General features: G+C 68.2%; 27 protein-coding genes. 13 read left to right on the top strand and 14 right to left on the bottom strand.

The features are described 5' to 3' along the window. Nucleotides 1–12: 12 nt before the first annotated feature. The 3 genes from AC6EKW_RS00715 to AC6EKW_RS00705 form a co-directional block, all read right to left on the bottom strand. The gene (locus AC6EKW_RS00715) at nt 13–357 is read right to left on the bottom strand and encodes a hypothetical protein (protein ID WP_273888162.1); all 345 of its coding nucleotides are present in this window, start codon (nt 355–357) and stop codon (nt 13–15) included. Then, a complete protein-coding gene (locus AC6EKW_RS00710) occupies nt 354–1,229 on the bottom strand; it encodes an ACP S-malonyltransferase (RefSeq protein ID WP_273888161.1) in 876 nt (291 codons plus the stop codon). The genes AC6EKW_RS00715 and AC6EKW_RS00710 overlap by 4 nt, the downstream gene beginning before the upstream one ends. A 104-nt stretch (nt 1,230–1,333) precedes the next feature. Beyond that, nucleotides 1,334–2,215: a diacylglycerol/lipid kinase family protein gene (locus AC6EKW_RS00705; RefSeq protein WP_498513389.1), complete on the bottom strand. Its 882-nt coding sequence runs from the start codon at nt 2,213–2,215 to the stop codon at nt 1,334–1,336. Between the two features lie 60 nt (nt 2,216–2,275). On the opposite strand from AC6EKW_RS00705, the gene AC6EKW_RS00700 reads away from it, so the two are divergent. Together AC6EKW_RS00700 and AC6EKW_RS00695 are read left to right on the top strand one after the other, a co-directional pair. Beyond that, nucleotides 2,276–2,818, top strand: coding sequence for a hypothetical protein (locus tag AC6EKW_RS00700; RefSeq protein ID WP_273888159.1), 543 nt, complete (start codon nt 2,276–2,278; stop codon nt 2,816–2,818). A gap of 49 nt (nt 2,819–2,867) precedes the next feature. Then, complete coding sequence (locus tag AC6EKW_RS00695) at nt 2,868–2,990, top strand: hypothetical protein (protein ID WP_498513388.1); 123 nt, start codon at nt 2,868–2,870, stop codon at nt 2,988–2,990. Here AC6EKW_RS00695 and thpR read toward each other — a convergent pair. Beyond that, complete coding sequence (gene thpR, locus AC6EKW_RS00690; RefSeq protein ID WP_273888158.1) at nt 2,973–3,527, bottom strand: RNA 2',3'-cyclic phosphodiesterase; 555 nt, start codon at nt 3,525–3,527, stop codon at nt 2,973–2,975. The two genes, AC6EKW_RS00695 and thpR, sit on opposite strands and share 18 nt — an antisense overlap. A 2-nt stretch (nt 3,528–3,529) precedes the next feature. After that, the gene (larB, locus tag AC6EKW_RS00685; protein WP_273888157.1) at nt 3,530–4,309 is read right to left on the bottom strand and encodes a nickel pincer cofactor biosynthesis protein LarB; all 780 of its coding nucleotides are present in this window, start codon (nt 4,307–4,309) and stop codon (nt 3,530–3,532) included. A 92-nt stretch (nt 4,310–4,401) separates the two neighbouring features. Between larB and AC6EKW_RS00680 the strand changes: the two genes are divergently transcribed. The 4 genes from AC6EKW_RS00680 (at nt 4,402) to trxB (ending at nt 8,502) form a co-directional block, all read left to right on the top strand. Next, entirely contained in the window at nt 4,402–5,421 is a 1,020-nt protein-coding gene (locus AC6EKW_RS00680) for a sodium:calcium antiporter (protein ID WP_498513387.1), read from the top strand. Nucleotides 5,422–5,424: 3 nt separating this feature from the next. Continuing rightward, nucleotides 5,425–6,105 carry a TerC family protein gene (locus AC6EKW_RS00675; protein WP_273888155.1) on the top strand — a complete coding sequence of 227 codons (681 nt, stop codon included), beginning with the start codon at nt 5,425–5,427 and terminating at the stop codon, nt 6,103–6,105. A 63-nt stretch (nt 6,106–6,168) separates the two neighbouring features. Then, complete coding sequence (locus AC6EKW_RS00670; RefSeq protein WP_498513386.1) at nt 6,169–7,428, top strand: adenosylhomocysteinase; 1,260 nt, start codon at nt 6,169–6,171, stop codon at nt 7,426–7,428. A 75-nt stretch (nt 7,429–7,503) separates the two neighbouring features. Further along, entirely contained in the window at nt 7,504–8,502 is a 999-nt protein-coding gene (gene trxB / locus AC6EKW_RS00665; protein WP_498513385.1) for a thioredoxin-disulfide reductase, read from the top strand. A gap of 22 nt (nt 8,503–8,524) precedes the next feature. On the opposite strand, the gene AC6EKW_RS00660 is transcribed toward trxB, so the two are convergent. From AC6EKW_RS00660 to AC6EKW_RS00650, 3 genes are read right to left on the bottom strand one after another with little or no spacing between them, the layout of a single operon-like run. Beyond that, complete coding sequence (locus AC6EKW_RS00660) at nt 8,525–8,962, bottom strand: molybdenum cofactor biosynthesis protein MoaE (protein ID WP_273888152.1); 438 nt, start codon at nt 8,960–8,962, stop codon at nt 8,525–8,527. Between the two features lie 3 nt (nt 8,963–8,965). Next, nucleotides 8,966–9,214: a molybdopterin converting factor subunit 1 gene (moaD, locus tag AC6EKW_RS00655; RefSeq protein WP_273888151.1), complete on the bottom strand. Its 249-nt coding sequence runs from the start codon at nt 9,212–9,214 to the stop codon at nt 8,966–8,968. A gap of 26 nt (nt 9,215–9,240) precedes the next feature. Then, nucleotides 9,241–9,780, bottom strand: coding sequence for a hypothetical protein (locus tag AC6EKW_RS00650; RefSeq protein WP_273888150.1), 540 nt, complete (start codon nt 9,778–9,780; stop codon nt 9,241–9,243). A gap of 133 nt (nt 9,781–9,913) precedes the next feature. Between AC6EKW_RS00650 and AC6EKW_RS00645 the strand changes: the two genes are divergently transcribed. From AC6EKW_RS00645 to lipB, 6 genes are all read left to right on the top strand, one after another. Then, entirely contained in the window at nt 9,914–10,642 is a 729-nt protein-coding gene (locus tag AC6EKW_RS00645; protein ID WP_273888149.1) for an iron-containing redox enzyme family protein, read from the top strand. 2 nt (nt 10,643–10,644) lie between these two features. Then, nucleotides 10,645–11,526: a bifunctional DNA-formamidopyrimidine glycosylase/DNA-(apurinic or apyrimidinic site) lyase gene (gene mutM / locus AC6EKW_RS00640; RefSeq protein ID WP_498513384.1), complete on the top strand. Its 882-nt coding sequence runs from the start codon at nt 10,645–10,647 to the stop codon at nt 11,524–11,526. Next, nucleotides 11,527–12,942: a dihydrolipoyl dehydrogenase gene (lpdA, locus tag AC6EKW_RS00635; protein WP_273888147.1), complete on the top strand. Its 1,416-nt coding sequence runs from the start codon at nt 11,527–11,529 to the stop codon at nt 12,940–12,942. Beyond that, entirely contained in the window at nt 12,899–13,567 is a 669-nt protein-coding gene (locus AC6EKW_RS00630) for a hypothetical protein (protein ID WP_498513383.1), read from the top strand. The genes lpdA and AC6EKW_RS00630 overlap by 44 nt, the downstream gene beginning before the upstream one ends. Before the next feature lie 105 nt (nt 13,568–13,672). Next, a complete protein-coding gene (gene lipA / locus AC6EKW_RS00625) occupies nt 13,673–14,641 on the top strand; it encodes a lipoyl synthase (RefSeq protein ID WP_498513574.1) in 969 nt (322 codons plus the stop codon). Between the two features lie 4 nt (nt 14,642–14,645). Further along, on the top strand, nt 14,646–15,302 hold the full coding sequence (gene lipB, locus AC6EKW_RS00620; protein ID WP_498513573.1) for a lipoyl(octanoyl) transferase LipB: 657 nt from the start codon (nt 14,646–14,648) through the stop codon (nt 15,300–15,302). On the opposite strand, the gene AC6EKW_RS00615 is transcribed toward lipB, so the two are convergent. The 4 genes from AC6EKW_RS00615 to AC6EKW_RS00600 form a co-directional block, all read right to left on the bottom strand. Next, nucleotides 15,299–15,823, bottom strand: a complete 525-nt coding sequence (locus tag AC6EKW_RS00615) for a VIT1/CCC1 transporter family protein (protein ID WP_273888143.1) — start codon at nt 15,821–15,823, stop codon at nt 15,299–15,301. The genes lipB and AC6EKW_RS00615 overlap by 4 nt on opposite strands. A gap of 112 nt (nt 15,824–15,935) precedes the next feature. After that, the gene (locus AC6EKW_RS00610) at nt 15,936–16,196 is read right to left on the bottom strand and encodes a GlsB/YeaQ/YmgE family stress response membrane protein (RefSeq protein ID WP_273888142.1); all 261 of its coding nucleotides are present in this window, start codon (nt 16,194–16,196) and stop codon (nt 15,936–15,938) included. 93 nt (nt 16,197–16,289) lie between these two features. Then, nucleotides 16,290–19,028 (bottom strand): bifunctional acetate--CoA ligase family protein/GNAT family N-acetyltransferase, encoded by a 2,739-nt coding sequence (locus AC6EKW_RS00605; protein ID WP_273888141.1) that lies wholly within the window; start codon nt 19,026–19,028, stop codon nt 16,290–16,292. A 204-nt stretch (nt 19,029–19,232) separates the two neighbouring features. Then, entirely contained in the window at nt 19,233–20,261 is a 1,029-nt protein-coding gene (locus AC6EKW_RS00600) for a class I fructose-bisphosphate aldolase (protein WP_273888140.1), read from the bottom strand. A 174-nt stretch (nt 20,262–20,435) separates the two neighbouring features. Here AC6EKW_RS00600 and AC6EKW_RS00595 point away from each other — a divergent pair, with 174 nt between their 5' ends. After that, on the top strand, nt 20,436–22,487 hold the full coding sequence (locus tag AC6EKW_RS00595) for a thioredoxin domain-containing protein (protein ID WP_273888139.1): 2,052 nt from the start codon (nt 20,436–20,438) through the stop codon (nt 22,485–22,487). 10 nt (nt 22,488–22,497) lie between these two features. Here the strand turns inward: AC6EKW_RS00595 and AC6EKW_RS00590 are convergent, their stop codons facing one another. Then, nucleotides 22,498–23,703, bottom strand: a complete 1,206-nt coding sequence (locus AC6EKW_RS00590; RefSeq protein WP_273888138.1) for a trans-sulfuration enzyme family protein — start codon at nt 23,701–23,703, stop codon at nt 22,498–22,500. 50 nt (nt 23,704–23,753) lie between these two features. Continuing rightward, nucleotides 23,754–25,805, bottom strand: coding sequence for a hypothetical protein (locus AC6EKW_RS00585; RefSeq protein WP_273888137.1), 2,052 nt, complete (start codon nt 25,803–25,805; stop codon nt 23,754–23,756). Between the last annotated feature and the right edge of the window lie 19 nt (nt 25,806–25,824).

Genomic DNA, 25,824 nt, shown 5'->3' with positions numbered 1-25,824 from the left:
CGCCCCGCCCCTCTAGGCGTGGCTCAGTATCTCGTCCAGGGCGAGGTAGAGGGCGTCGTCATCCGGGTCACCCCGGTAGGGAGGGATCGTGAAGTAGCCCACCTCGCCTTCCACGATCGGGCTGTCGTCCACGGTGAAGTCCACCTCGACCGGGGGGAAGCTCTTGTCGCAGCATCCGCTCACCAGATCGGAGATCCCCAGGCGTTCGGCGGCCGCCGCCGCATAGGGGGCTCCTCCTGCGGACCAGACGTAGACGTTGTGCCCGGCCTCCACGAGCCTGTGGAAGACCTCCCTGACGTGCGGACGGACTCCGCCCTCCGAGATCAGGGTGCCCTGCACGTCGAAGAAGACGTTCACGGCCGTTCGTCGCCGGGGTCTTCCTGCCGCGGGCCGCCCGGGAACAGGTTCTGGGCCTGCCGGCCGAGCCGGGCCCGGAGGTCTTCGAATGTGATGCCCTTCAGAGAGGGCAGGTCGAAATCCCGGAGCATCCTGGTCAGCACGCCGCTGCCGCCCAGCTCGACCCACTCCTCGACCCGCATGCGGGTGAGCGTCTCTACGACCTTCACCCACCGGACCGGGGCGACCATCTGCTCCTTGAGCGCTTCCCTGACCGCCTGCGCGCTCGTCAAGACCGAGCCGTCGACGGCGCTGACCATGGGTACCTCCGGCTTCCGGAACTCGATCGAGTCGAGCACCTCGCGCATCCTCTCACCCGCCGCGGCGATGTAAGGCGAGTGCGCGGGGAAGGAGACGTTCAGGCGCACCTTGCGGCCCCGGATCTTCTCCACCGCGTCCCCGAGCGCCTCTTTGAGGCCGGAGACGACCGTCTGGCGCGGGGAGTTGTAGTTGGCGACGACCGAGCCCGGCGTGTCCTTCAGCGCTCGCTCGACCTCTTCCGGAGGAGCCTTGAGGATCGCGATCATGCCTCCCGGTGTTTTCCGCGCGGCCTCGGCCAGGAACCTATCCCTCTGGGCCACGAGCCACAGGCCGGTCTCGAAGTCGAAGCAACCCGCGGCGTAGGCCGCCGCGTACTCGCCCAGGGAGTGTCCGGCCACCACGTCGGGGACGAGGTTTAGCCTGCGGCTCTCGTCCGCGTCCTGGGCGGCGCGTACGAAGTGCTTGACCTGATCGGGTATCCGATCCCCGACTATCTCGCGTATCCTGGGCAGAAGCTCCCGTGCCGGTTCGCTCACGCTGCCGCCCTGACCGGGAAATACGAACGCTCTCATCTTCCTCCGGAAACCGTCTTGCTCTTCCTCTCTCTGGATTGCAGGGACGCTCACCGAGAGAAACCTAAGAATATATTTCTACCACAAAATGCGCCGCGCTTGTGTTACGGGCGGAGGACTTGCAGGGCGTCCGGCAGGATGCGGATGCGGTAGGCGAGGGTGGGGTCGAGGAGCTCCCCGTCGGCGTGGGCCGGGACGTAATGCTGCATCTCCACCTCCACCTCGCGTGCCCTCTCCAGGTGCGCCTTGGGGTGTTTGAGGAAGGTGCCGCGCAGCGCGGAGGGGACGAGCCTCAACACCTCGCCGCGGCTTATCTCGCTGGAGAAGACCACGTCGAAGAGCCCGTCGTCGAGGCGGGCCAGGGGAGCGAGGCGGAAACGCGCCCCGTAGGTGGTCCCGAGGGCGATGGCGACGAGTATGGTCTTGGTCCGTATCTCTCGCTCGCCGTCGAGGCGCAGCGTGACCTCGTGGCAGGTGAACCCGGTGAGCAGCCTGAGGACGGAGTAGGCGTAGCGGCCGGAACCGCCGAGCCAGCCGGGGGCCTTGACCACCCCGGCGGCGACCTCGGCGTCGAAGCCGATGCCGACGCCGTTGATGAAGACGGCCCCGTTGACCTCGCCCGCGTCCACCGGGCTCACCCTGCCGGCGACTATGGTCTCGAGCGCGCGTCTCATCCCGGTGCCCACGCCGAGGGCCTTCACGTAGTCGTTTCCGCTCCCGGCCGGGAGGACCCCGAGTACCTTACCGGTGCCGACGCACGCCGAGGCAACCTCGCGCACAGTCCCGTCCCCGCCCACCGCGACCACCAACGAACGATCCGGCAGCCCCGCGGCGATGCTCGTCGCCTCGCCGGGGAAGCCGCTCACGTGCCAGACGGGCCGCAGCCCTCTGGAAGAGAGGAAGCGCGAGACCTCCCCCCTGCAGGAGGATGCCTTCCCGCGCCCCGCCGCCGGGTTCAGTACGAGATGTACTTCCTGTCGGTTCACGCTGTCTGCGGAGGATAGCATCCTGCTGCCGCTGGCGCCCGGGGGGCACCAGGATGTAAAATGGCCTCCGCCATGGAGGGATCTGGAGGGGGATGCCAGCATCTGGAGGGACTGCGGCCGGTGGCCGGGGTCGGGTTCAGGTGCCCGCTCTGCGGCGCGTGTATGGACCTGGATGGGCTCTCGGAGTGGTTGGCGGACGCCGAGCGCCGGCGGGACGAGGCCTGCTCCCGGAGCGGTCCTTTCGCCCGCGCCGACCGTGAGCGCTGGCAGAAGGAGGTCTATCGCCGGCGGCGTCTGCTCTATGAGGCCAGAGAGACCCCGCCGTCGGCGGTCAAGCCGGAGATGCTGCTCGTGCTCTACGACGCGGTGGAGGACGTCTACCGCTGCCGGATCTTCTACAGGGAGCCCCGGCCTTCAAACATCGTCGAGAGCGTGAACGTGAGGGCTTCCTCCGAAGATCTCCTCAAGCTCCGGGCCGATCCGGATCCCGGGGTGAGGATGGCGGCCGGCAAGGTCGAAGAGTTCGGGGCCGCGAGGCGGAAGGCTCTGGAGGCCGGAACCCACGTCCCGTTCCGCCGGGTGTTCTACGCGGATGAGCTGTAGGAGACCGCTTCCCGGACGCCCCTCGTGGAGGCTAGAATAAAGTTCACTGGTGGCCTACTCGGTTGAAAGGCGTGGTGAGATGAGCTCCAGCAACTTCGTAATGATCGTGGTCGTGATCCTTACGATCCTCTTCATCATCGTGTCCGTGGGGCCTCTACTCGCCGTCTTCTGAGAGCCTCGCCGCCGCGAGGGTGAGGTAGGTGGCCCCTTCCGGACCCAGGACGCTCTGGACGAGCTCGACTCTGCGAGCCGTGAAACGCCGTTCTCCTGGCGGATCTTGCTCCTGGGGTCCCAGCGAGACCGGTCTCTTGCGCGCACGCCCGAGCGTGAGGTGCGGCCTGTAGGGCCGCCGCTCTCGGGCGAAGCCCAGACCTTGCATCGCGTGCTCGACGTCCCCGGCCAGCTCCGCAAGCTCTTTCACGCCCTCGCTCACCCCGGCCCAGACGACCCGGGCCCGCCTGCGCGAGGGGAACGCACCGAAGCCGCTTATCTCCACGCCGAAGCTCTCGTGGCGTCCGCCGATCTTCTCGATGGCGCGGCGCACCTCGTCCACCCTCTCCTCCGGCACATCTCCCAGAAACTTCAGCGTGAGGTGGACTCCCTCCGGCCTCATCCAGCGGACGTCCCCGGCGACCTCCAGCGTGCGGGCCGCCTCGATCAGGTCGCGCCGCACCTCCTCAGGCGGGAAGACGGCCACGAACAGGCGCATCCCTAGCGGCGACTCCTTCTCGCGGCCCGGTTTGCGATCATCGCCGCCACCACGCCGGCGCCCACACCGTTGTCCACGTTGACCACCGAGAGGCCCGGCGAGCAGCTCTGCAGCATGCTCATTATCGCGGCGGTGCCGTCCCCTCCGAGCCCGTAGCCCGTCGAGGTGGGAAGGCCCACCACCGGCACCGAAACCAGCGCGCTCACCACGCTCGGGAGCGCCCCCTCCATCCCGGCGGCGACGATGACGCAGTCGGGATCCAGGCGTTCGATATCCTCCAGGGGGCCGGCGAGGCGGTGTATCCCCGCAACGCCGACGTCGTTGAAGGTCTTGACCGCGACCCCCATCTCCCGGGCCACGGCCACGGCCTCCTCCAGGACCGGGATGTCCGAGGTCCCGGCGCTTATCGCGGCCACCCGCCCTCCGGTGGGCTCCGGCTCCCCGTCGCCGACGACGAGGGCTCTGCCCGCCCGGCGCAGTGGGGTGTCGGGGAGGTCGTGCCGGATCCTCTCCTCGTGCTCCGGGGAGGCGGCGCTCACCAGCACCCGGTCGTGGGCGCGCAGGATCTCGGCGCAGATCGCGGAGGTCTGCCGGGGGGGCTTGCCCGCCGCGTAAACGATCTCCGGGACGCCCTTGCGGGACGCGCGGCCGGCGTCGAGCACGGCGAACGGGTCCAGGTAGCGCACCTCGAACTTGCCGAGTTCTTTCTCCGCCGCCTCCGGAGAGAGCTCCCCACGGGCCACGGCGGAGAGGATTCCGGTGATCCTCCCGTCTCTGCTCAAAGCTCTTCTCCTCTCATAAGCATGTAGAATCTACCACGACCACGGGCCGGCGGGGTCTTTTGTGCAGGTACAGGAAGGAGAACCATTCCCGGATGACCGCTTTGGAGCTCGTACTCTCTCTCGTCGCGATTCTGTTCGCGGCTTCCCTGTTCACCAACGCCGTGGAGATCGTCGGGTCGAGGCTCAACATGGGACAGGGGGCCGTGGGGAGCGTGCTCGCCGCGGTCGGCACGGCGCTGCCGGAGACGATGATCCCGATCGTCGCGCTCCTCGGGGCCTTCGTCACCGGTGAGAATGCAGCCACGTCGGGGGAGATAGGCATAGGCGCCATCCTAGGTGCCCCTTTCCTGCTCGCCACGCTCGCGATGTTCGTCGTCGGGGCTTCGGTCATCGCCTTCAGGGGGCGCCGGGGGAACGGGATGGGGTTGGAGATAGACCGGGTCACGACGCGCAGGGATCTCGGCTTCTTCCTCGTCTGCTTCGCCCTGGCCGCCGGCGCCGGCGTGGTACCGCTTCCGCTCTACGCGAAGGTCGTCCTGGCCGTCCTGCTCGTCGGCGCCTACGCGTTCTACGTGCAGCGCGTCCTGCGTTCTGGAGGAGCGATGCTGGAGGAGGTCCCAGAGCGGCTCACCCTCTGGCGACGGGGTTCCAGACCGCCCACGTGGGCCGCGGCGGTGCAGCTTTTCGGCTCGCTCGTCGTGATGGCGCTCGGGGCCCACTTCTTCGTCGAGGGTATGGAGCGCGCCTCGCACGCCCTGGGCATCCCGGCCGGGCTCATAGCGCTCGTGCTCGCCCCGCTCGCGACCGAACTGCCCGAGAAGTTCAACTCCATCCTGTGGGTTCGCGAGGACAAGGACACCCTGGCGCTCGGCAACATAACCGGCGCGATGGTCTTCCAGAGCACGGTTCCCGTCTCCATCGGGCTCGTGTTGACCGAGTGGGATCTCGGTTTGCTCGGCACCATCTCGGTCGTTCTCGCGCTCTTCTCGGGGCTGATGCTCTACGTGCTGCTCTCGACCAAACGGCCGCTGCGGGCCTGGCCGCTGCTCGGCGGCGGGGCGATGTACGCGATCTTCGTCGCCGCGGCGGTGGTCTCCGTGGCCCTGCTCTGAGCCTTGCCGGATCTGCCGAGCAGCGAGGCCCTGGCCCGGCTCGCCGGCGTGCTCGCCGTCAACCTGCTGCTCTCCGGGGACAACGCCGTGGTGATAGCGCTCGCCGTGCGGAGGCTCAAAGGCGCGACCCGCCGGCGGGCGGTGCTGCTCGGTGCGGGCGGGGCGGTGGCGCTGCGGATCGTCTTCGCCGTCGCGGTGACTTTCCTGCTCGAGATCCCGCTGCTGCAGGCGGTGGGCGGGCTGCTCCTGTTCTGGATCGCCTGGCAACTCGCGCTGGGAGATCAGGAAGCAGCCGGCGAGCACGTCAGGGCCGGCGGCGGGCTCTGGCAGGCGGTGAGGATCATCATCATCGCCGACGTGGTGATGTCGCTGGACAACGTGATCGCGCTGGTGGGGGTTTCGGGCGGACACCTGTTCATCCTGGGTTTCGGACTTTTTCTCACGATCCCGCTCGTGGTGTGGGGCGCAACGCTCCTGAGCTCCCTCCTCGATCGCTTCCCCTGGCTGGCTTACGCGGGCGCCGGGCTGCTGGCTTACGTGGCCGCGGAGATGATCCTGGGCGACGAGATCGTCCGGCGGTACGCCGGAGCGCTCTCGCAGGGTCTCGAGACGCCGGCCTCGGTCGCCGCGGGTGCGCTCTTCGTCGGGATCGTCCTGCTCCGGCAGAGGGTGCACGGCGGGTAGTGGAATGCCGGCGGGATCCGTTCTCTGGTCCCGGGTCTGGAAGTTCGTGTAACATCATCGCTGATGGAGTCCTCGATCAGAGACCCTTCGCTGGCCCCCGAGGGGCACAGGAAGATGGACTGGGCCGCCCGGCACTCCCCGGTGCTGGACGCCGTGCGGGGGCGCTACCTCGAGGACGGATCGCTGAGGGATCTCGGGGTCGCCATCTGTCTGCCGATAGAGGCCAAGACCGCCCGCCTGGCCGATGTGCTCGCCGGGGCCGGAGCCCGGGTGGCCGTGGCCGCCCCGCTGCCCTTCGTCGTGCAGGACGACGTGGCGGCGGCGCTCGTGGAGCGCGGGGTGACGGTCTTCGCCTCCTCCGAGAGCCCACCGGAGGAGGCGGACCGGGACCTCGAACGGGCGCTCGATGCCGCCACGGCGGATGGCGAGGCGCTCCTGATAGACGACCGGGCGGCGCTGGTGCGCATCGCGCACACCACCCGCCGGGGGCTGCTGCCGCGCATACGCGGTGCCTCCGAAGAGACGACGAGCGGGGTCGCGAAGCTCCGGGCGATGGAGCGCGGGGGTGAGCTCCGGTTTCCCTGCATCGCCGCGAACGACGCCAGGTGCAAGCACCTCTTCGACAACCGCTACGGCACCGGACAGTCCGCGCTCGAGGCGATCATGCACGCGACGAACCTGATGTTCGGGGGCAAGCGGATGGTCGTCGCGGGTTACGGCTGGTGCGGGAGGGGTATCGCCCGGTACGCGGCCGGGCTCGGGGCGCGGGTCGTAGTCTGCGAGGTCGATCCGGTGCGCGGGCTCGAGGCGTACGCCGACGGGTTCGAGGTGCTGCCGGCGCTGGAGGCCGCCGGGACGGGTGAGATCTTCGTCACCGCGACCGGGAACAGGGGGGTGCTGGGGCGTGAGCACTTCGCGCGGATGCGCGACGGTGCGATCCTGGCGAACGCCGGAGGGGTGGACGTGGAGATAGACGTCGAGGCGCTGAGGGCTTCGGCCTCGGAGGTCCGCCGGGCGCGCCGCGACGTCGAGGAGTTCGTCATGCCCGACGGCAGGAGCCTCTTCCTCGTCGGGCGGGGGATGGTCGTGAACCTGACCGCCGGGGACGGGCACCCGGTCGAGATCATGGACCTCACCTTCGCCATACAGGCGCTCTGCGCGCATCGCCTGGCCAACGAGGGGACGTCCCTCTCCCCCTCCGTGCACCTGCTGCCGCGCGAGATAGACGACGAGGTCGCCCGCATCAAGCTCGAAGCCGTCGGGATGGGGATCGACGAGATCACCCCGGAGCAGCGGGACTTCCTCGAGAGCTGGAGGGAATAGGGCGCGGGTTGCCGCTTTCGGGGCGGGTATAGAATAGGGGGGAACGCGTCAAGCGAGAGAGGGAGTTTTTATATCGTGGCGGATGTGATCTACGACGTGGCCGTAATAGGATCCGGGCCCGCCGGGTACACGGCGGCGCTCTACGCCTCGAGGGCCAGCCTCCGGACGGTGGTCTTCCAGGGATACGAGGCCGGGGGGCAGCTCATGCTCACGACCGAGGTCGAGAACTTCCCCGGCTACCCGGAGGGGGTGATGGGCCCGCAGATGATGGAGGACTTCGAGAAGCAGGCCTCCCGCTTCGGGGCCGAGATGCGCCCGGACGAGATAGAGCGGGTCGACTTCTCCGAGAGGCCCTTCAGGCTGTGGCCCGAGGGCGAGGAGGAGCCCGTCCTCGCCAGGGCGGTGATAATCGCCACCGGGGCGAGGGCCCGCTGGCTCGGGCTCGAGAACGAGCAGCGCCTGATGGGCCGGGGGGTGAGCGGCTGCGCCACCTGCGACGGGTTCTTCTTCAAAGACAAGAAGGTCGCCGTCGTGGGGGGCGGGGACACCGCGATGGAGGAGGCGCTCTACCTCACCAACCACGCCTCCGAGGTCGTGATCATCCACCGCCGGGACGAGTTCAGGGCCTCGAGGATAATGCTCGCACGGGCGAGGAAGAACGAGAAGATCTCGTTCATCACCGACACGGTCGTCGTCGACGTCCTCGGCAAGGACTCCGTCGAAGGCCTGAGGCTCAGGAACGTCAAGAGCGGCGAGGAGAGCGAGCTCACCGTCGACGGCCTCTTCGTCGCCATAGGCCACGACCCGGCCACCGCGCTCTTCAAGGGCAGCGTGGAGATGGACGAGGGCGGCTACATCCTGCAGAAGGAACACACGATGACGAGCGTGCCCGGCGTCTTCGCCGCGGGGGATGTGGCCGACCGGCGCTACCGGCAGGCCGTGACCGCCGCCGGCGACGGCTGCCGGGCCGCGATAGACGCCGAGAGGTGGCTCGCCGAGCAGGGCGAGGCCGAGGGGGCCGAGGATCCCGGCGTGTGGAACTCGGCCAAGGACAGGGACCCGGCGAACCTCTGAGCGAGTTTTTGCGCCCCTCCCCTCATCCATTCGGGGAGGGGCGCGTCCCGGTCTGGCTCCCGACCCAGACGTAGCCGTCGGACCAGACCTCACGCTTCCAGATCGGGACGATCTCCTTGATCCTCTCTATCGCGTACCTGCTCGCCGCGAAGGCATCCCTGCGCCGGGGGGCGCAGACGGCTATCGCGACGCTGGGCTCGGCGGGCTCCACCCGCCCGAGGCGGTGTACGATGGAGACCGCGCGCACGTCCCAGCGCTCTTTTACCTCTTCGGCTATCTCTTCTAGCTTGCGGTCGGCCATCGGTCGGTAGGCTTCGTACTCCAGGTATTCGACGCACGCGCCCCCGGATTCGTCGACCCGGGTGGTGCCCAGGAAGACCGAGACCGCCCCGCAGTCGGGGCGCCGCACCGCGTCGATGACCCCCCCGACGTCTATGGGATCTTCGGTGATCTCGATCATCGCCTATCCGCCGGAGACGGGCGGGAGCACGGCGAGCTCGTCTCCGGGTGAGAGGACCTCGTCCATGCCCGCGTACTCCCCGTTTACGGCGAAGGCGAGGGTCTCACCCATCTCGGAGAGGGAGGGATGGCGCCCGGCCAGAAGTTCCCAGACCTCGCCGAGCGTGGTCCCTTCCGGCGTCTCGAGATGCACCTCCCTCGTCCCCGCCCGGTCGGCCGCCGCACCGAACAGAAGCACTCTTATCTCACCCATGGTCGTCAAATGCTAGCACGTGAGGATCAGGAAGCCCTCGCCTCCGGCGCGTGGTCCGGACGCGAGAGCCACGATGCGGGCAGCCACAGCTCCCTTCCGTTCGAGAAGAGCCTCACGACCGCGTTCGCGCCGTCCCCGGAGACGTAGCATACCTCGCCGCTCCCGGCCGGGGTCTCGACGCTCTCCCCGACGGAGAGCCGGGGCAGGAAGGCCTCCCGCAGCGCCTTCACGTAGGCGAGGGCGAGCGAGGTGTCGCGGTGGGCCCCCTCGTCGCGGCGGTCGGCGACGAGGATGCCCGCGATGCGGTAGAGGTTCGCCCGGCTGACCTGCGAGATCAGGGCGGCCCTGATCGTCTGCCTGACGAGTTGCTCCTCGAACTCCGAGTAGCTCTCCCCGCTGCGGCGGAGGATTTCCATCACGCGGGGGAAGGCCCGCTCGGTCGCCTCCGCCACCGTCAGCCCGTTCATACCCCGTTCGTAGACGTGCGGGTCTAGCTTCTCGTCCTCGCTGCGGCGCGGGACGGAGAGCCAACCCTGGCGTTCTTTGGTTTCCGTGTTCTCTCTCACAAAAAGATTATACCTCCAGAGGAGTGGATCACAGCGGTGAATGTCCTGCAAAAACGGCTCTTCGCGTGGCTAGAGCCCCCGGTGTGGGCTGGTGGAGTAAACTTTTGCTGGCGTAGGCTTTCAGGAGGTCGAGTTGGACTCGGGAGAGTTTCTTGAGCGTCTGAAGCGGGAGGTCATAGGACACCCGGCGCTCACGCACCCGTTCCTGGAGCGGTTCGGGGAGGGGGAGGTGAGCGCCGAGGGGGTGAGGACGTTCGCGATCCAGTACTACCGTCACGTCCGGGTGAGCCGGCTGTACCTCGCGGCTCTGATCTCGAACTGCCGCGACGACGAGCCGCTGCAGCTCGCGCTGGCCTCGGTGCTCTTCGACGAGTACGGCAACCTCGATCCCGAGGAGACCCATCCCGCGCTCTACCGCAGGTTCATGCGGGCGCTGGAGATCAGCGAGGAGGAGTGGGAGACTCCGCCGACCCTGCCCGAGATAGAGCTCTACATAAGCGCCCACTACGACTTGTGCCGCAACCCGGACATCCGGCTGGGGCTCGGGGCGATGGGACCGGCGAGCGAGTGGCCGGTCCCGCCGATCTACGCCAGGATCGCCGAAGGTCTCAAGAAGGCCGCCGGTCTCGACGACGAGGCGCTCGAGATGTTCACCTCCCACGTCACGATGGACGTCGAGCACGCCAGGATCATGATGGAGGCCGTGGCCCCCTACGCGGAGGACGAGGAGGGCCAGCGGCGGGTGCGCGAGGGGACGATGCGCTCGCTCGACGCCCGGTCGGTGATGCTCGACGGCCTCTACAAGGCCGTCTACGGCGAGCCCGTGCCCCTCACCGGGACGGCGAGGGGCGCGGCCGGGTAGAGATGCCCGAGCTTCCCGAGGTAGAGACGATAAAGAACGACCTGCGCGGGCTCGTCGTCGGGGCGGGGATAGAGCGGGCGGAGCTGAGAGACGAGCGGCTCGTCGAGGAGCCCTCGCCGGAGGATTTCGTCCGCGGGCTCGGGGGCGTCCGGATCACCGGCGCCAGACGCCGGGCCAAGCACCTCGTCGTCGAGCTCTCGTCGGGGGAGGCTCTCGTCTTCCAGCTCAAGATCGGGGGGCAGCTCTTGCTCGTCCCGCCGGTCGAGGAGCCGACGAGGAACGTCATGCTCGTGCTGTATCTGGACGACGGGCGCCGCCTCTTCCTGCGCGACCAGACCGAGTTCAGCCGGGCGCGGCTGCTCGGGCCCGAAGGGCTCGAGGGCCGGCTCGCCGGCCTCGGACCCGAGCCCTTCTCGGAGGAGTTCACGGTGGGCTACCTGCGGGAGAGGATAGGGACGCGCCGGGCGCAGATAAAACCTCTTCTGCTCGACCAGAAGGTCGTCGCGGGCATCGGGAACATCTACGTCGACGAGATCCTCTTCGACGCCCGGATCCACCCGCGACGCAGGGCGAGCACGCTCTCGGCGGAGGAGTGGGCGAGGCTCCACGCCGCGATAAGGAGGAACCTGGCGGCCGGCATCGAGCACCGGGGGACGACGGTCCGGCTCTACCGGGACGTGCTCGGGCGTCCCGGGGAGCACCAGAACCACCTGCGGGTCTTCGAGCGTGAGGGGGAGGAGTGCCCGGGATGCGGGGGAAGGGTCGTGCGGGAGCGGGTCGGGGGGCGGGGGACGTACCTGTGCCCCGTCTGTCAGCCGGAGGATGGTGGTAAGGGGGATCAGAGTTTACCATTGGAAGTGGAGTCGAGAGAAGGAGAGGGATAAGTGGCAGAGAGCTTCGACCTCGTGATCATCGGCGGAGGAAACGCGGGCTACATACCCGCGATCCGGGCCAGCCAGCTAGGGATGAGCGTCGCGCTCGTCGAGAAGCGTGAGGGGGGACACCTCGGGGGTACCTGCCTGAACGTAGGGTGCATCCCGACCAAGGCCCTTCTCCAGACGGCCTCCATGCTGAGCGACTTCAAAAACGGCGAGGAGTTCGGGATAAAGGCCGGCAAGGTGGAGTTCGACTACCCGCAGGTGGCCAAGCGGCGCGATGCGGTGGTCAACCAGCTGCGGCGCGGGGTCGCCGGCCTGATGAAGAAGAACAAGGTCCGCGTCTACAACGGCGTCGGCAGCTTCGTCGAACCGAAGAAGATAAAGGTCGCTCTGAACGACGGCGGCGAGGAGGAACTCGAGGGCAGGTTCGTCCTGATAGCCTCCGGATCCGAGGTCAACACGCTGCCCGGCCTCGAGATAGACCACGAGAAGGTAATCTCCAGCGACGACGTGGTGACCGAGAACGAGAGCGTACCCTCCTCGATCATCATCCTCGGCAGCGGGGCCGTGGGCGTGGAGTTCGCGAGCATGTTCAACGACTTCGGCACCGAGGTGACGATAGTCGAGGTGCTCGAGAGGATCGTCCCGCTCGAGGACCCGGAGGTCTCCGCCCAGCTCCAGAAAGAGTTCGAGGGACGGGGTATCCGGGTGCTCGCCGGGACCAAGGCGGACATAGGTAGCCTGGACAAGAGCGGCGACGGGGTGAAGATAAAGGTCGAGGGCAAGGACGGCGAACAGACGCTCGAGGCGGAGAAGCTCCTCGTCGCCGTCGGGCGCAAGACCGCGATCGAAGAGCTCAACCTCGACGCCACGAAGGTCGAGGTGAGCGACCGGGGCATCATCCAGGTCGACGAGTTCTACCGCACCGCCGAGGACGGCGTGTACGCGGCGGGGGACGTGATCGGGGGCTACTGGCTCGCCCACGCCGCCGGGCACGAAGGGATCGTCGCGGTGGAGCACATGGCCGGGGAGGATCCGATGCCGCTCGATCAGGACATGATCCCGCGGGTGACCTTCTGCCGCCCGGAGATAGCTTCCTTCGGTCTCACCCGCGAGCAGGCCGAGGAGCAGGGTTACGAGGTCAAGGAGGGTAAGTTCCCCTTCCGCGCGATCGGGAAGGCCCTCATCGAGGGCGAGCCCAACGGGTTCGTCAAGGTGGTCGCCGACGCGGAGACCGATCTGATCCTGGGGATGCACGCCATCGGGCCGCACGTGACCGAGCTGATCGCGGAGGGGGTCTTCGCCAAGCTGGTCGAGGGTACCCCGCAGGAGATCGGGATGGCCGTCCACGCCCACCCGACGCTCGCCGAGGTGATGGGTGAGGCGGCTCTCGCGGTCGACGGACACGCGATCCACTTCTAGCGCTTGCTCCTTCGACCCGGCCCGCGACGGGTTCGGCTTCGCCAACCCGTCCGGGTCCTCCGGGGGCCGGCTGGGGTCTTTGCTGTACGGGCGGGGGCTGTGCTTCGGGATGTCCGCCGCCTCGCTCGCGGCCTTCTGCGGTGTGGAGCGCCGGTGGCTTCGGCCGCTCTCCCGGCTCTCTCCGGACCCTGCTCTGATCGGGGATCTCAGGCGCTACCACCTGCTGCAGTTCCGCCCGCGGACGGTCCTGCGGGTGGTGCGGGGGTGGGTGCGTACGCGCGGCGGCCGTCCCGAACGCGTGGCCGGGCGCATCAGGGTCGCCGGGGACCCCGACCCGCACATCCTCTGTTTCGGGCCGCGCGCCGGGCGGGGTTTCTTCGGGCGGCTCGCGCTGGCACACGCCGTCGTGCCGTACCGGCTGGAGGAGGCGGAAGGTGAGCTTTTAGTCTACGTCTACGATCCGGAGTTCCCGAAGGATCGAAAGAGGAAGATCGTATTCCGGCGCACGGGCGGGGAAAGTTTCGGGCGCTTTCGCTACGGCCGGTTCGACAGCCGGGAGGGGTGGGGGATCGTACCCCTGCCGCTCTCGTCCGCCCTGACCTGTACCCTGTGGCCGGAGCTCTGAGATAGTATATGCAGAGAGGCAGGGCGAAGCGAGGATAGGAGAGCCGTGGTCCGAAGGAGAAAGGTCGAGCTGAAGGTCCTGGAGGACGGGACCCGCACCTACACCGTGCGCCACCGCTGGGAGGACCGCCCCGTCGCACCGCCGCCCGACGGGCGTCCCACCGAGTACCTGCCGTTCCGACAGGAGAAGGGGGCGCACGGACGTCCCGCCTGGCTCAAGGCGCGCGTCCCGGACGGCCCGGGCTACCGGGACATCAGGCAGACCATGCGCGGTCTCTCGCTGCACACCGTCTGCGAGGAGGCCCGCTGCCCGAACATCGGCGAGTGCTGGAACAACCGCACGGCGACGTTCATGATCCTGGGCAACGTCTGCACCCGCTCGTGCGGCTTCTGCGCGGTGCTCACCGGCAAACCGCAGGCGCTCGACCTGGAGGAGCCAAAAAGGGTCGCCCACGCGGCGAAGGTGATGGGGCTCAAACACGCGGTGATCACCAGCGTGAACCGCGACGAGCTGCCCGACGGTGGGGCGTCGGTCTTCGCGGCGACGATCCGCGAGATCCGCAAGGCCATCCCCGGGTGTGCCGTGGAGGTTCTCACGCCGGACTTCAAGGGCGACCGCGACGCGATAAAGACCGTCATAGACGCGAAGCCCGACACCTTCAACCACAACATCGAGACCGTCCCGCGCCTCTACCCGGCGGTGCGCCCGCAGGCGAAGTACGAGCGCTCGCTCGAGGTGTTGCGCTACGCGAAGGAGCTCGACCCGGACGTCCTGACCAAGAGCGGGTTCATGGTGGGCCTCGGCGAGGTCGAGGAGGAGATCCACCAGACGATGAGCGACCTCAGGGAGCACGGGGTGGACATCCTCACGATCGGCCAGTACCTCAGACCGACCGAGAACCACCTGCCGATGGCCCGCTACTACGAGCCGAGGGAGTTCGCGCTGCTCAGACGTTACGGGCTCGACGTGCTCGGCTTCAAGCACGTCGAGAGCGGTCCTCTCGTGAGGAGCTCCTACCACGCCCACGAGCAGACCGAGGGGGCGCGCCGCGGCGCGCTCGGTGCCCGCGCCTGAGACCGTGCTCGAGAGCAGGGAGGAAGCGCTCGAGGTCCGGCGGCTTCCGGGGTTGACGCCCTACGCCGGGGCGTGGGAGCTGCAGCGGGAGCTGGTGAAGAAGAGGAGGGCGGACGAGATCCCGGACACCCTCCTCCTGCTGGAGCACCCGCCGGTCTACACGGTGGGCCGGGCGGCGAAGGACGCCTCGAACCTGGGGGCCGGGGAGGAATACCTGCGCTCTTTAGGGGCGGAGGTATTCTGGATCGACCGCGGCGGGGACGCGACCTTCCACGGTCCGGGCCAGATCGTCGGGTACCCCATAATCCGGCTGAAGGTGCACGACACCCACCGCTACCTGAGGGACCTGGAGGAGGTCGTGATCCGCACGATAGCCCGCTACGGGCTTTCGGGCTGGCGGCACCCGGAGTACACCGGGGTCTGGGTGGGGGAGAGCAAGATCTGCGCGATCGGGGTGAAGTTCTCCTCCGGCTGGATCACCTCTCACGGCTTCGCGCTGAACGTGAACACGGATCTCTCCTGGTTCGACCGCATAACCCCCTGCGGCATCCGCGAGTACGGCGTGACGAGCCTGGCGCGGGAGCTCGGACGAGATCTCCCGCTCTCGGAGGTCGAGCGGGAGATCGTCCTTCGCTTCCGGGAGGTCTTCGGCCTGCGCTAGGCGTTCCCGATCAAGACGCCCGAGGCGAAGACCAGCCCACCGCCGACCATCACCTGCAACGCGCTCATCCAGAAGCTCATGCTGAAGTAGCGGTAGCGGATGAGCGAGATGACGAGCAGCTCGGCACCGACGACACCGAAGGCCACGTAGAGCGCGAGCGTCACGTGCGGAATCAGGAACGGCAGCGTGTGGAAGATGCCCCCGATGAAGGTCGCAACGCCGGTGATCACCCCGCGTAGCATCGGGTTGCCCCGCCCGGTCAGCGAACCGTCGTCGGAGAGACCCTCGGAGAACGCCATGCTTATCCCCGCCCCCACGGCCGCCGCCAGACCCACCAGGAGCGTGTACCGGCTGTCGTGCGTGGCGAAGGCCGCAGCGAAGATCGGAGCCAGCGTCGAGACCGAACCGTCCATCAGGCCAACCAGCGAAGGCTGCACCACCTTCAGCACGAAGTCCTTGTTGTGCCCCGATGTGGTCATCTCCTTGCTGCCAAAACCCAATCTCTCCAGTATCGGTGCCATCCGACGCCTCCTGCTCTCTCCTTCGGCTCGCTACGCAGCAATTCTAACCGGGATTCGGGAAAAATCAAGAACAGTTCTTATTCTTGTTTATGAGAATCGTTTGCAGTAAGGATCAGAGACGGCGGCCGGAGAGCAGTCGGTAGAGGACGAGGAGGAAGATGGCGCCGAGGACGGAGACGGCGATGCTGCCGGCGTCGAAGCGGGTGGTGTAGGCGGGGTTTATGAAGTGGCTGTAGGCGTAGCCGCCGATGATGGCGCCGGCTATACCGATGAGGGTGGTAAGGATACAGCCGCCGGGGTCGCGGCCTGGGGTGAGGAGTTTGGCGATGACGCCGACGATGAAGCCGAAGACTATCCAGGCGACGATGCTCATCCGTCTCCTCCTCGGGTAGTTTTGGGCATGAGGCCATATGATAGCCCGGATATGGGGGTATGGCGGGCGCCCGTGGCGGGGCGCCCGCCGGGGTCAGACGGTCTGGCGCAGATCGAGGTCGGCCTTCATGACCATCTCCCGGGTATCGCGGTGCAGTCTGAAGCCGAGGTCTCTGCTGAGGCGCTGCATCGGGCGGTTGTCGAAGAGGATGTCGGCGGTGATGTGCTCGAGGCCTTCTTCGCGGCCGACTTCGAGGAGCTTCTGCAGCAGGAGTCGGCCGAGGCCGCGGCGCTGGAAGCGGTCGCTTATGAGGATCGAGAACTCGGCTTCCTCAGGGGCGAAGGGTCTGCGGCTCAGGCGTCCGACGCCCATGATCTCGCGCTCGCCGGTCGCGGGGTTGCGGCGTTCGGCGACGAGGGCCATTTCCTTGTCGTAGTCGATGAAGCAGATGCGGGTGAGGCGTTCGTGGGCTATGCGCTGGTTGAGGCCGAGCATGTGGAAGTAGCGCATGTAGACGCTCTCTTCCGAGAGGGTCTCGTGAAATTTGACCATGAGCGGCTCGTCTTCGGGGCGTATGGGGCGTATGGTCACCGGCTCGCCGTCCCTGGTCTGCTCGTGGAAGACGTAGTGGGTGGGGTAGGGGCGGATCGCCGGGTGCGGGAGGTCCTCCTCGGCGGTGTCGGGGTCGTGCAGCACGATGCGGGCGTCGAGGGCTATCTGGATCTCGGAGGAGACCAGCAGCGGGTTTATGTCCAGCTCCCGGATCCAGGGTTGTTCGACGATGAGGTGGGAGAAGCGCACCAGCAGCCGCTCGAGCGCCGGCAGGTCCACCGGGTCCCGTCCGCGCACGCCCTTGAGCGCCCGGTAGATCCTGGTCCTCTCCATCGTGCGTCGGGCCAGGGTGGTGGTGAGCGGCGGGAGGGCGAGCGCCCGGTCGCGGTAGACCTCGACCAGAGAGCCGCCCGATCCGAAGAGCAGGACGGGCCCGAACTGGGGGTCGATGCTGCTGCCGACGATCAGCTCGTAGCCGTCGGTCTCGACCATCCTCTGCACCGTGGCGCCGTCGAAGCCTTCGGGGATGCTCCGCTCCATCTCCTCGTACGCCCGGCGCACCTCGTCGGCGTTGCGCAGGTCCAGGCGTACACCGCCCACGTCGGTCTTGTGGGTTATCGTCTCGGAGTTGAGCTTGAGCACGACCGGATACCCCATCCTCTCGGCGTACTCTGCCGCCTCTCCGGCGCTCCTGGCGAGACGGGTCTCCACCACGGGGATGCCGTAGGCTGCGAGGATCTCCTTGGCCTCGTACTCGGTGAGGAGCGTCCTGCCCCGGCTCCTTACGCCCTCGATCACCTCACGCACCCGCTCACGGTCTATCTCTTCGCCCGCCACATCCACGGCGAGCTCCGGGGTCTCGTAGATGCCGCGCAGGTTGTAGGTGTAGCGCCACATGTTGGTGAAGGCCTGGGCGGCTGAGTCCGGAAATTCGAAGGTGGGGATGCCTGCGCCGTTGAGGATGGAGGTGCCGGCGGCGACGTCGATGCCGCCCATCCAGCTCGCCAGGATAGGCTTGCCGGTCTTTCTGGCGTACGGCGCGAGCTTTTCGGCGGTGCCGGTGGGGTCGGTCATGTCCTGCGGGGTGAGGATGACGAGCAGGCCGTCGCTGTTCGGGTCGTCGGCGGCTATCTCGAGCGCCCGGGCGTAGCGCTCGGGGTCGGCGTCTCCCAGGATGTCCACCGGGTTGTTGTGACTCCAGGCCGCGGGGAGCACCCTGTCGAGTGCCTCTCTGGCCTCCGGGGAGAGCTCGGTGAGCCTGCCGCCCCCGGCGATGAGGGCGTCGGCGGCGAGCACGCCTGGACCCCCGGCGTTGGTGAGCACCGTGAGGTTCGGTCCCTTCGGGCGCGGCTGCTTGCCGAGCACCTCGGCCATCGAGAACAGCTCGGAGATCTCGTTCACCCGGAGCACGCCGCTGCGCCGGAAGGCGGCGTCGAGCACCTCGTCGGATCCGGTGAGGGAGCCGGTGTGCGAGGCAGCGGCCCTCCCGGCGGCGGCCGTACGGCCGGGCTTTATTATGATGATGGGCTTGGTCATCGCGACCTCGCGCGCCGCGGAGAGGAAAGAACGGGCGTCCCCGACGCTCTCCATGTAGATGACGATGCTCTGGGTGTGGGGATCGTCCCCGAGGTACTGGATGAGGTCTCCCCAGCTCACGTCCATCATCGAGCCGACGGAGACGAAGGCCGAGAACCCCACGTTCTCCTGGAAGCTGCGGTCCAGAATCGCGGTCATGAGCGCCCCGCTCTGGCTCAAAAGCCCGACGTTGCCGGGACGGGCCATCCCCTTGGCGAAGGTGGCGTTGAGCCCGGTGTGCGGGTTCATGACCCCGAGACAGTTGGGCCCGATGACGCGCATGCGGCCCCTGCGGGCCTCCTCCATGACCCGACGCTCGAGCTCGGCTCCCTCCGGTCCGATCTCTTTGAACCCGGCGGAGATCACGATCGCCCCGCCGACCCCGGCCTCGGCACACTCCCGGATGACCCCCGGGACCGAGGGCGCAGGTGTGACCACGACCGCGAGATCCACCCGTGCCGGTACCTCGGAGATGCTCGGATAGGCCTTTATCCCGAGCACGTTCTCCCGGTGTGGGTTCACCGGAAAGACCGTACCCCCGAAGGGGTTGCTGATCAGATTCCACATCAGCGTCCGCCCCACGCTCCCCACCCGCTCCGTGGCCCCTATCACCGCCACGGTCTCGGGACGGAAGATCGCATCCAGCGGTTGCCGCTCGTACCCGAGTACGTCGTGCGCCGGATCTCCACTCTTCGTCCTGCTCATCTCTTCTCTCCCGTCTCGTGCCGATCCCGAGCCCTTGAAATTTAACTCCTGCACGCACCCTCCTCTACGAACACTATATCTTCAGATTGCACCTATATTCTTAATACATACTATTCGGGAGGGACGTGAACCGTTCAACGGGCAGGAAGGGAGGAGGCGCCGGAAACCCTCCGGCGCCTCCTCGCGGACGATGGAACGTGTTTTCTAGGCGGCCTCCTTCTCCAGCTCCTCGGTGTAGCTGCCGGAGCGGGCGGCGCTGTTCATCTTCGCCCGGTGGCGGAAGATCTTCTGGGCCTTCTCGACGTTCTCGGGCTTGCCGGCCCAGATCTCCATCGGCTGCTGCTGGAGGGCGCGGGCGTAGGAGAAGGAGAGCTCCCACGGCAGGCGGCCTTTGTAGATGCGGTTCATCGCGTTGAGGTGCTCGGTCGCCTGGATGTCACCCTGGCCGCCGGAGAGGAAGACGACGCCGGGCACCGCCGCCGGGACGCTGCGGAGCAGGCACTCCACCGTGGCGCGGGCCACCTCCTCCACGCCGGACTGGACCGGGGCCTCCTTGCCCGAGATGACCATGTTCGGCTTGAGGAGCGTACCGGTGAGCTCGACCCGCTGCTCGTAGAGCTGCTGGTAGGTCGTCTTGAGCATCCACTCGGTCACCTCGAAGCACTGCTCGATCGAGTGGTCGCCGTCGATGAGGACCTCCGGCTCGACGATCGGCACCAGGCCCGCCTCCTGGCAGAGCGCCGCGTAGCGGGCCAGGGCGTGGGCGTTGGCCTCGATGCAGCGGCGGGTCGGGATGCCGTCGCCGATCGCGATGACCGCGCGCCACTTGGCGAAGCGCGCGCCCATCCCCCGGTACTCGGCGAGGCGGTCTCTGAGGCCGTCCAGGCCCTCGGTCACCTTCTCTCCCGGGGATAGCGCCATGTCCTTCGCGCCCTTGTCCACCTTGATGCCCGGGATTATCCCCTGGTTCTCGAGCACCTTCGGCAGCGGGGTACCGTCGGAGGCCTTCTGGCGGATCGTCTCGTCGAAGAGGATCACGCCGGAGAGGTACTCCCCGATGCCCTCGGTGGTGAACAGCATCTCGCGGTAGGCGCGGCGGGTCTCCTCGGTCGACTCGATGCCGACCGCCTTGAAGCGCTTCTCGATCGTACCGAAGCTCTCGTCGGCCGCGAGGATGCCCTTGCCCGGCGCCACCAGGGCCCGGGCGGTCTTCTCCAGTTCCTGCAGGTTCACTCTCGCCTCCTTCTCTTCTGGCTAACGCTTTCTCTTCGAAGGCCCAAGCAATTCATAGACTAATCTATTTTATTCCCCGGCAAAACTCCAATCCCAAACTCTCCGCGGGGACAATACACGACCGTGTGATACGTTTTGGAGGAGAGTCCCAGGCGAGCACAGGAGAGGCGCACAGTGGCGAACCGTTTGGCCCGCGAGAGCAGCCCGTATCTGCTCCAGCACAAGGACAACCCGGTGGACTGGTACCCCTGGGGGGAGGAGGCCTTCAGGAAGGCGCGGGAGGAAGACAAGCCCATACTCCTCTCCGTGGGTTACTCGGCCTGCCACTGGTGCCACGTCATGGAGCGCGAATCGTTCGAGGACGACGCGACCGCGGCCTTCATGAACGAACACTTCGTCAACGTCAAGGTGGACCGGGAGGAGCGCCCGGACGTCGACTCGCTCTACATGTCCGCCGTGCAGGCGATGACCGGCAGCGGCGGCTGGCCGATGACGGTCTTCCTGACGCCGGAGGGGGCGCCGTTCTACGCCGGGACCTACTTCCCGCGCGAACCCCGGGGCGGGATGCCGGGCTTCCTGCAGGTTCTGGCGAGCGTCGCCGACGCCTACGAGAACCGCCGCGAGGAGGTCCTCAGGAGCGCCGGGAGCGTCCGCGACTACCTGCGCCGGTCCGTCGAGGTCGCGATGCCGGAGGGAACTCCCGGGGTTTCTCTGCTCGAGAGGGCGGGAGAGGAGCTCACCTCCGAGATAGACCGGCGTCTCGGGGGCTTCGGTGGCGCGCCGAAGTTCCCCCAGCCGATGAACCTGGAGTTCCTGCTGCGATATCACCTGCGCACCGGGAGCGAGGAGGCGCTCTCCGGCGTCGAGCTCACGCTGGAGGCGATGGCGCGCGGTGGGATCTACGACCAGCTCGGCGGCGGGTTCCACCGCTACTCGGTCGACGCCCGCTGGCTCGTGCCGCACTTCGAGAAGATGCTCTACGACAACGCGCTCCTCTCCCGGCTGTATTTGGATGCCTACCGGCTCACCGGGCGTGACCTCTACCGCCGCGTGGCCGGAGAGACCCTGGATTACGTCGCGCGCGAGATGACCTCGCCCGAGGGCGGTTTCTACTCGAGCGAGGATGCGGACTCCGAGGGCGAGGAGGGGAGGTTCTACGTCTGGAGCGTGCGCGAGATCCGCGACGCCCTTCCCCCAGGGGAGGCACGTCTGGCCGAGGTCTACTGGGGCGTGAGCGAGCGGGGCAACTTCGAGGGCAAAAACATCCTGCACGTGCCCCGTCCCCCCGAGGAGGTCGCGCGCGAGCTCGGGATCTCCCCGGAGGAGCTCGGGCGGCGCGTGGAGGAAATCCGGGAGAAGCTCCTCGCCGCGCGCGGGCGGAGGGTGCGGCCGGGGCGCGACGAGAAGATCCTCGTCGCCTGGAACGGGCTCATGCTGCGTTCGTTCGCGCTGGCCTCGATGGTATCGGGTCGGGAGGACTACCTGGAGATCGCACGGAGAAACGCCGCCTTCCTGCTGGAAAAGACGCGCCCGGACGGCAGGCTGCGTCGCTCGTACAAGGACGGGCGTGCGGGAGAGGTGCCCGGCTACCTGGAAGACTACGCCTGCCTCGTGGAAGGACTCCTGGCGCTGCACGAGGCGACGCTCGAGCCCCGCTGGCTCGTCGAGGCCAGAGATCTCGCCGAGGAGATGGTCGCGCTCTTCTGGGAGGAGGACGAAGGCCGCTTCTACGACGCACACGCCGGCCACCAGGAGCTCATAGCCCGCCCGCGCGACCTCTACGACGACGCCACCCCCTCGGGCAACTCGGTCGCGACCGGCGTGCTCCTCGAGCTCTCCCTGCTCCTCGATCGTCCGGATTATCGCGAGAAGGCGGAGAAGGTCCTCTCCTCCACGAGCGGCGCGATGGAGAAGGTGCCCGGGGCCTTCGGGTGGCTGCTCTCGGTGCTGGACTTCTACCTGGCAGGTCCCTACGAGGTCGCCGTGATCGGGGAGCCAGGGGCGGAGGACACCAGGGAGCTTCTGCGGGCGATGGGCTCACGCTACCTGCCGCACAGGGTCGTCGCCGGGCGCTCCCCCCGCGACGAGCGAGCCGCCGCGCTCAGCCCGCTCCTCGAAGGGAGAGAGGCGCGCGGCGGGCGGGCCACCGCCTACGTCTGCAGGAACTACGCCTGCCAGAGCCCGACGACCGATCCCGACGAGCTCCTGCGGCAGCTCGGGGGGTAGGCGGGCGGCCTCAGACCCTCTCCAGGGCCCGGGCGATGTCCTCTTTTATGTCCTCCGGGTGCTCTATGCCGACCGAGACGCGCACCAGGTTCTCGCCGACACCGAGGCGCTCCCGGCGCGAGGGTGGGAGGTCCCGGTGGGAGGAGGTGGCCGGATGGGTGGCCAGCGTGTAGACGTCCCCCAGGCTCGGGGTGCGCACGCACACCTCGAGCGCGTTCAGGAACCGGAAGACCCCCTCGCGCCCTTCGGTGTCCAGCTCGAAGGAGAGCAACCCGCTCGGCCCCGAGAGGGTACGCCGGGCGACCTCGCGGTCCGGGTGGTCCTCCATCGAGAGGTGGTTCACCCGGCGCACCTTCGGGTGCTCCGCGAGGAAGCTGGCCAGCCTGCGGGAGTTCTCGCACTGGCGCTCCACGCGCAGCGGCAGCGTCTTGAGCCCCCGCAGGGCGAGCCAGGCCTCGAACGGGCCGAGGATGCCCCCGGTGAGCTTGCGCACCTGGTCGAGGGCCGCGTCGTAGGGGGGGCCGGCGGTGACCACACCGGCCGTCAGATCCCCGTGCCCCGAGAGATACTTGGTCGCGCTGTGGACGACGATGTCCGCGCCGAGCTCCAGCGGGCGCTGCAGGTAAGGGGTTCCGAAGGTGTTGTCCACGATCAGGGCGGCTCCGGCGGAGCGTGAGAGCTCCGCCAGGCGTGGCACGTCGGCGACCCGCAGCAGGGGGTTCGAGATCGACTCTACGACCAGCGCGCGGGGGGTGAGCTCCTCGACCTGCCTCTGCAGGCTCTTCAGATCGTAGAAGTCGGCGAAGCGCACCTCGACCCCGCTCGAACCGAAGATCTGTACCAGGAGCGTCGCGGTCGAGCCGTAGAGCTGTTCGGCGGCCAGCACGCGTCCCCCGGGAGAGAGCTCGGCCGCGAGAAGCGCCGCGTGCAGCGCGGCCATGCCCGAGGCGAAGGCGAAGGAGCGCGCCCCGCCCCGTGGGCTCTCCAGGGCGGCGACGGCCTCCTCGAAGGCGGTGACGGTCGGGTTGCCGTAGCGGGTGTAGCTGTAACCCGCCTCCTCGCCGCCGAGCACCCGGTCGGTGGTCTGCACGTCCGGGTGCCAGAAGGTGGTCGAGGCGTAGATGGGCGTCGAGATGGGGTTGCTGGTGGCGGGCTCCCGCCCACCACCGCCGCGCCGCTCGCCGGCGTGGACGGCTCTGGTCTCGAAGCGTCTCAAAAAGGGTCACTCTCCTCTCGCGATGCTGCTCCGGACAGGGGATTCGTATGTTAAACCACGCCGCCTGGCGTTTGGGCATTCTTCGGAGCGAAGATCACGATGGCCCGGTTCTCGTACACTCTGCGGTAATCCGGGGCGTCCGCGAAGGCGCGCCAGTTGACGCCGGGGTATCGCTTGTATATGACGATGTACCGCACGTCGTTTTCCCGCAGGAGCCTCGCGGTGCGCCCGCCCCTGGGGTGGTGCAGCACCCACTGCGAGACGAGGAGGGGCCTCTTGCCGGCGGTCGGCAGGGAGCGGGGGTGCTCTATGCGGTGCTCGCGGTAGGACTGCAGACCGGTGTAGCCGCCCAGCGCGAGGACCGCCCGGTTGGAGATCCCCCGCCCCAGGTACGGGGTCGAGATTATGTTGCCTCCGCGGTTGTGTTCCCGCAGCCACGCGCCGGCGCGGGCCAGGGAGGGGCTCAATACCGCCTGCCCCGGCAGCCGCGCGGCATCCAGGTCGAGCGCGGCCTGGATCACCACGACGGTGCAGAGCAGGACGAGGGCGGTCTTCGGGAGCAGCCGGGGTAGACCGGCCCGCCAGACCGGGCGTACGAGCGAGACCGAAGCGAGGGACGCCGCCGCGACGAGCGGGATGCTGAGGTCGCGGGCGAAGCGCTCCGGGAACCCGGAGAGGGAGGTCCGGCTGCCGGCGAAGAGGATCATGGCCCACAACAACAGCGTGGCCCGCGCGGGGATCTCCTTGCGGGAAGGCACGTGCAGCGCGAGGAGCAGCAGACCGAGCAGGCCGAGCCAGAGGACGGGGGGTGAGAGCTCCGCGAGCATGCTGGCTGGAGGCGGCGGGCTCTGGCTGCCGATCGTCACGGCGACGGCCTGCTCCGTGCCGCCGGGTTTGCTCCCGCCGAACAGGAGGTGCGGAAGTCCATAAGTCCTCCAGGCCCAGATCACCGAGAGCGCGGCCGTGAGCGAGAGGGAGAGGAATAGAGCGGTGCCCTCCCTGCGCTGGCGGGTGAGGAACAGGTACGGCACGATCAGCACCGAGACGCAGGCCAGGAGGAGGGCGGTGTAGAGCGTCCCGACCGGGTGGTAGAGGACGACAGAGGAGCCGAGGGCGGCGAAGAGCATTCCCTGGCGGATCGAAGGCTTCCGGTAGAGCGTGAGGAGGGCCGCGGCCCCCATCACCATCAGGAAGTAGGCCGAGAAGAAGTTCGGGTAGCGGGCCTGGGCGAAATCGTCGTAGGAGCTGCTCGCGACGGCCCCCGAGAGAAAAGCCGCCGCCACCCCGAACTCCCAGCCCCACAGACGACGGGCCAGCGCGTAGGCGGCGAGCGATCCGAGCGCCGGGAGCGCCGGGGCGAGCACCGGGAAGAACTCGAGGGGGGTGAGCCCGCCGATGCGGCAGATCACCGCGACCAGCGTCGGGAAGCCGGGCGGGTAGATGAGGTAGGAGGAGTAGGAGCCGTGCCAGAGCATCTGCTCGGCCATCACCGCGTGGGAGAACTGGTCGCCGCCGCGCAGGTAGGGCCAGTCGTGGACCACGGGTCCCCAGTAGCCGCGCGCGAGCGTCACGAGCAGCGCCGCCGAGAGGAGCCCCGCGGAGAGCAGCGGCTTCCGCGGGCTCTCGAAGGTTCCAGCGGGCTGTCCGCCACCGAGAGCCCCGCTCGCTGCTACCCCTGCGACGACCAGCAGCACTACGATGGGTAGCGCCGAGGTCGCTGGGGAGAGGAAGCCCAGCATGGAGGTGGCGACGAGCGCCAGCGCCAGCCCCGCGACCGTCAGGGAGAGCCGGCCGAACGGCGGTGGCGGTGAGAGGAGCGGCGTATCCTCCGAAATGGCCGGGCCCAGGAGCAGCCGCGCCCCGAGCCCGCAGAGGAAGACGGAGAGGACCGCCGCGAGGGCCACCTGCAGCGTCACGCCGCCGCCCGTGGTCCAGGAGAGGGCGAGGGCCGCGGCGGGGACGAGCAGGGAGGAGAGGGCCGCCGAGTAGGCCAGGCGTTCGGGGACGTCGCGGCTGCCGGAGAGGAGCCGCTCCCAGAAATACCCCGGCAGTACCCCGACCAGCACCGCCGCCAGGATGGCCTTTGTGAGATCCTCAACCAAACCAGCCTCCCGGGTTGGG

The sequence above is a fragment of the Rubrobacter sp. M3-4 genome, from assembly GCF_059772285.1.
This window is presented reverse-complemented; position numbering and strand designations above follow the sequence as displayed.